The sequence below is a fragment of the Agriterribacter sp. genome (assembly GCF_035444585.1).
GTDB lineage: Bacteria > Bacteroidota > Bacteroidia > Chitinophagales > Chitinophagaceae > Agriterribacter.
In genome coordinates this window covers 1-4,642 of sequence record NZ_DAOMOZ010000297.1, presented here as the reverse complement: position 1 = coordinate 4,642, position 4,642 = coordinate 1, and the positions used below count along the sequence as shown (strand labels likewise).

Below are 4,642 nucleotides of genomic sequence, written 5' to 3'. Positions count from 1 at the left end.
ATAGCCTCACCTATAAGGGTAAACGAACCCGATATCATTGCCTGACTGGCTATAACGGCTGCACCGGTTGCTATAATAACACCGGGAATGATAAACCAGTCGGGCATCAGGTCAAAGAACGGGTTAATGGATGAATGAATAGCCGCAGGAACATCCGGATGATTCTTTAACAAGCTGGCCCCCTGGCCGAGGTAGTTTAAGATCAAACAGGTTTTAACGAACACCCATGATATGCGGATATTTTCTCTTCCGCAATGTCCAAGATCGCTGTACAATGCTTCGGCACCTGTGGTACATAAAAAAACGGCACCCAGGATCCATAATGCCCCGGGATTGGACCTTAGCAGCTTAATGGCATACCAGGGATTGAACGCTTTAAAAATAGACAGGTCGTCAAAGATATGCCACAGTCCGAGCAACGCCAGCATAGTAAACCACAAGCCCATTACGGGGCCAAAAAATTTTCCAATGGATGCCGTACCGAATTGCTGCAGGAAAAAGAAGGCCGATAAAATGAATATAACAATATAAATAATGTATTGGCTGAGATTATGAAAAGCGGGAACTTTTTGCAGGCCTTCAATAGCGGAAGTAATCGTTATGGGAGGGGTTATCATTCCGTCTGCAAGCAGGGCAGCGCCACCGATCATGGCAGGCAGCACCAGCCATTTTTTTCGTCGGCGAACCAGGGCATACAAAGCAAATATGCCGCCTTCACCCTTATTATCGGCCTGCAATACAAGTATCACATACTTAATGGTAGTTTGAAGTGTGATTGTCCAGATAATGCATGACAGGCTGCCTATGATCAGGTCTTCCGTAATGGCCCTGCCGCTGATAATAGCATTAAATACATATAAAGGAGATGTGCCAATATCGCCATAAATGATCCCAAGTGCAATAACTAATCCGGCAATGGTAGCTTTATTGGTATGTTTGCCCACGGCTGAAATACGGTTAAGTTATATTCGAATGCTTTAAACCAAACGCCAAAGGTATAGGGTAAATTACAATCGCAAACGGAAAATTCGCAGGATTTGTATGATAGATCCCGTTGCCGGAAAGCCATATTTATAAGTTTGGTTAAAAATAATGCTGCAGCAATATCAATCGCCAAAAACCATCTAATTTGCAGGCGGATGCTGTATATTTAAAATTAAAAATGATAAAAATGGGGCATAAGAAATTTGTTATATCAGCGTTAATGATCCTGGCGTTGCCCGTTTGGGTTTTGGCCCAGCGCATTCATTATTCAGACCCGGGAAGAGACGACTACCGCCAGGTGAATTTTGAGATCATCGGAAAAGTAAGCAGCAATATAGTGATCTACAAAAATTACAGGTCGAAAAATGATTTATCCATATTTAATAATGAAATGAAATTAAAGGATAAGATTGATCTTGATTTTTTACCCGATAAGCTCATCAACGTGGATTTCGTTTCCTATCCCGATTTCTTCTATATGATATACCAATACCAGAAAAGAAATATCGTATACTGTAACGTGGTAAAGATGGATGCTGCCGGACAAAAGCTGGTAGGTCCGGTGGAAATTGACACCACACAAATTGGCGGTGCCAGCGACAATAAGATTTATTCCACCATATACAGTGAAGATAAGCAGCATATCGTAGTGTTCAAGATCAATAAGCGGAATGAGCGCAACTATTTTTTTACCACGCTGCTTTACAACGACAAAATGGAGTTCAGGAAAAAAAGCCGGCTGCAGGTAACCATGCCCAAGAGAGACGCTGTATTCAGTGATTTCATAGTTGATAATGAAGGTGATTTTGTTTTTGCACGCTGTAGCCGGAACGGCAGCCGTGACAATATTTCGCATATGGACCTGATGATAAAACCAGCCATGGCAGACAGCTTTCACGTGAATAATATCCCGCTTACCAATAATTTCCTGGATGAAGTTAAAATCAAAGCCGATAACATCAACAGAACATACCTGCTCAGTTCCCTGTACTATAAGCAACGCAGGGGAAACGTGGAAGGATTGTATATAGCTGTATGGGACAAAACGCAGGACAGGGTAAAAGCAGAGAATTATACGATATTTACTGATGAGCTGAAGGAGGATGCAAAATCTCAGAATACTTCGGCAAAAACGGCTTTCAATGATTATTTTATACGACAGGTTTTACCCAAGAAAGACGGTGGCTTTATGATCGTGGCTGAATTGTTTTTTACTTCTTCGCGTGGCAACAGCTGGAACCGTTACGATTACCTGTACAGCCCGTATAGCATGTATCCTTATTCGTCGTACAACAGCTACTGGAGCCCTTACGGCATGTACGGCAATCCCTGGAACAGGTGGAATTACGGTTCAAGCACCAGGTATTACAGTGAGAATATCGCGCTTTTTTCATTTGACCCCAATGCAAGCATTGAATGGAGCAACGTATTGCACAAGAGCCAGTTTGATGACAATTCTTCCGACGCCCTGTCGTACCTGATATACAATACCGGGGGGGAGATCAACTTCCTGTATAACCAGCTCGAACGACGGGTGAGGCTGTTGTCTGAACAAAGTGTAACGCCTAACGGGAGCGTAAAACGGTCGCCAACGCTTAAAAATTTAGATAAGGATTATGAATTTTTGCCCAAGTATGGTAAGCAGGTAGGAGCCCGGCAGGTAGTGATGCCGTGTATGTACAGGAATTATATTTGCTTTGCAAAAATTGATTTTTAAAAAACATTCCTGTGACAGGCTCTTTTAAAACCAATTCACCGGTTAATATACTTTTATTGCTGGTATATACATTTGTGCTGAAATGGTATGCTTTTCTTGATCCTCATATTCCGGTGCCGCAGGCAACGGATGGTTTTCTGTACCTTAAATTTTTGAATTTCCTGCTGCCTGCAGGCCAATCCGTGCCTGTTATTTATCCCTTTATTGTGTTGGTATTGACCTTAACGCAAGCCATTGCATTCAATAACCTGATCAACAATGAAAAGCTGCTGCCAAAGCCCAACTATTTGCCGGCTATGGCCTATATTCTTATCACATCTCTTTTTCCCGAATGGTGGCAACTGTCCTCCACGCTTATCATCAACAGCTTGCTGGTGTGGGTATGGGCTATGCTGAGCAAACTGTTCAATCATCCGCGACCCAAGGCCCAGGTATTTAATGCAGGCATGCTGGTGGGGCTCGCTTCTTTCCTGTACTTTCCCGCCATCGGGTTTTCCATACTTATATTTTTTGCATTGATTACCTTGAGGCCCTTTAACCTGAGCGAATGGCTGGTGGCTATACTGGGTATTCTTACCCCTTACTATTTTTTGTTCGCTTTTCTTTTTTTGGGCAACACCTGGAACCCGCTTACTTATCTGCCTTCTATTTCTGTGAGCTTCCCCAAATTTCAGCAGGACGTATGGGCCTGGGGCGGGATCATTCTTCTTATCGTTCCTTTTTTGATCAGTGGTTTTTATATCCAGGGCAATATTTTGCGCATGCTCATACAGGTTCGTAAAAGCTGGAGCCTTATGCTCATTTATCTGCTTATTACCCTGCTCATTCCATTCATCAACTTTTCCTCTACTTTCGAATACTGGATCTTAAGCGCCCTGCCTTTTGCTGCTTTTCACGGGTACACTTTTTTTTATGCGCAAAAAAGATGGCTCCCGCCGGTTTTACATTGGGTAATGGTTGTTTTTGTTCTCACACTAAGCATATGGGTAAGCATAGGAATTTAAGGATTATTGTGCCCCGCTACGTATTAGATATGCAGCGTGGCGGGCACATAGACCTTCATTTTGAAAGAGAATGACAATAACCCTGCTGAACTCCTTTTTCTACCAATATTCATCTGAACTGTCCCCGCAAGGACGGGTAAAGGCAATATTAAGCTAAGCTGGTATGATGGTGGCGTAATGCCCGAAGTTCCGGGAGAGCTATTGCCAGGCGAGGCATTTGGCAATTCCGACGGCAGCGTAATGTTCATTGGCAGTAAAGGAAAGTTCCCGGGTGATTGCTATGGCGCTGATCCACGGCTGCTCCCCCTTAAGAAAAACGCATTGCTCAGACCATTGCCAGAGTTCCTGATGAGAACCACTGCCTGCAATGGGTAAACGCCTGTATTGCCGGGTATGGGAATGCGCAAACCAGCTCACCGTTCGAATATGCCGGCCCATTCACCGAAAGCATACTGATCGGCAATGTGGCCATACGCAGCTGGATGTTCCGGGACAATCCGGGAGGCAGGTGCACCGCCGACAAATACAATGGCCGCAAAAAGCTGTTGTGGGATGCAGCCAATATGAAAGTCAACTACGATCCTGCCAACCAGTTCGTTAAACGCGAATACCGTGAAGGCTGGGATCTTACTTTATAACAATTACCCGTTTACCCTGCTTTTTAAATGGTCAAACCCAAACTTCAATGCTTCCGGGTGCGACCTTTTGTATTCACAACTTCTCACTACTCACTACTCACCACTCACTGCAAATTATACCCCCGCCACTCTTTTTTTATATTCTGCTAATGCTTCTTCAAGCCTTTGCCTGGCTGTGGTATCGCCGGGTACATTGTGTGAAGGATGGATGTGCAATTTCACACCCCTGTCGGCAAGTATCTCGGCCACGGTAGTAACGGTCATCCACACACAGGTTACAAAGGCCATGGTTGAAACAG

General features: G+C 44.1%; 5 protein-coding genes and 1 pseudogene. 3 read left to right on the top strand and 3 right to left on the bottom strand.

The features are described 5' to 3' along the window. A partial coding sequence (locus PLH26_RS20380) for a KUP/HAK/KT family potassium transporter (protein WP_324587863.1) occupies positions 1–944 on the bottom strand: 944 nt, incomplete at its 3' end. Positions 945–1,171: 227 nt separating this feature from the next. Here PLH26_RS20380 and PLH26_RS20375 point away from each other — a divergent pair. Next, complete coding sequence (locus PLH26_RS20375; protein ID WP_324587862.1) at positions 1,172–2,701, top strand: hypothetical protein; 1,530 nt, start codon at positions 1,172–1,174, stop codon at positions 2,699–2,701. 11 nt (positions 2,702–2,712) lie between these two features. Continuing rightward, positions 2,713–3,705, top strand: a complete 993-nt coding sequence (locus PLH26_RS20370; RefSeq protein ID WP_324587861.1) for a DUF6427 family protein — start codon at positions 2,713–2,715, stop codon at positions 3,703–3,705. Positions 3,706–3,903: 198 nt separating this feature from the next. Here the strand turns inward: PLH26_RS20370 and PLH26_RS20365 are convergent, their stop codons facing one another. Next, entirely contained in the window at positions 3,904–4,122 is a 219-nt protein-coding gene (locus PLH26_RS20365) for a hypothetical protein (RefSeq protein ID WP_324587860.1), read from the bottom strand. 47 nt (positions 4,123–4,169) lie between these two features. On the opposite strand from PLH26_RS20365, the gene PLH26_RS20360 reads away from it, so the two are divergent. Further along, positions 4,170–4,343 carry a hypothetical protein gene (locus PLH26_RS20360; RefSeq protein ID WP_324587859.1) on the top strand — a complete coding sequence of 58 codons (174 nt, stop codon included), beginning with the start codon at positions 4,170–4,172 and terminating at the stop codon, positions 4,341–4,343. A gap of 114 nt (positions 4,344–4,457) precedes the next feature. Here the strand turns inward: PLH26_RS20360 and PLH26_RS20355 are convergent. Continuing rightward, positions 4,458–4,642, bottom strand: a pseudogene (locus tag PLH26_RS20355) (sugar isomerase domain-containing protein); the annotation flags it as partial.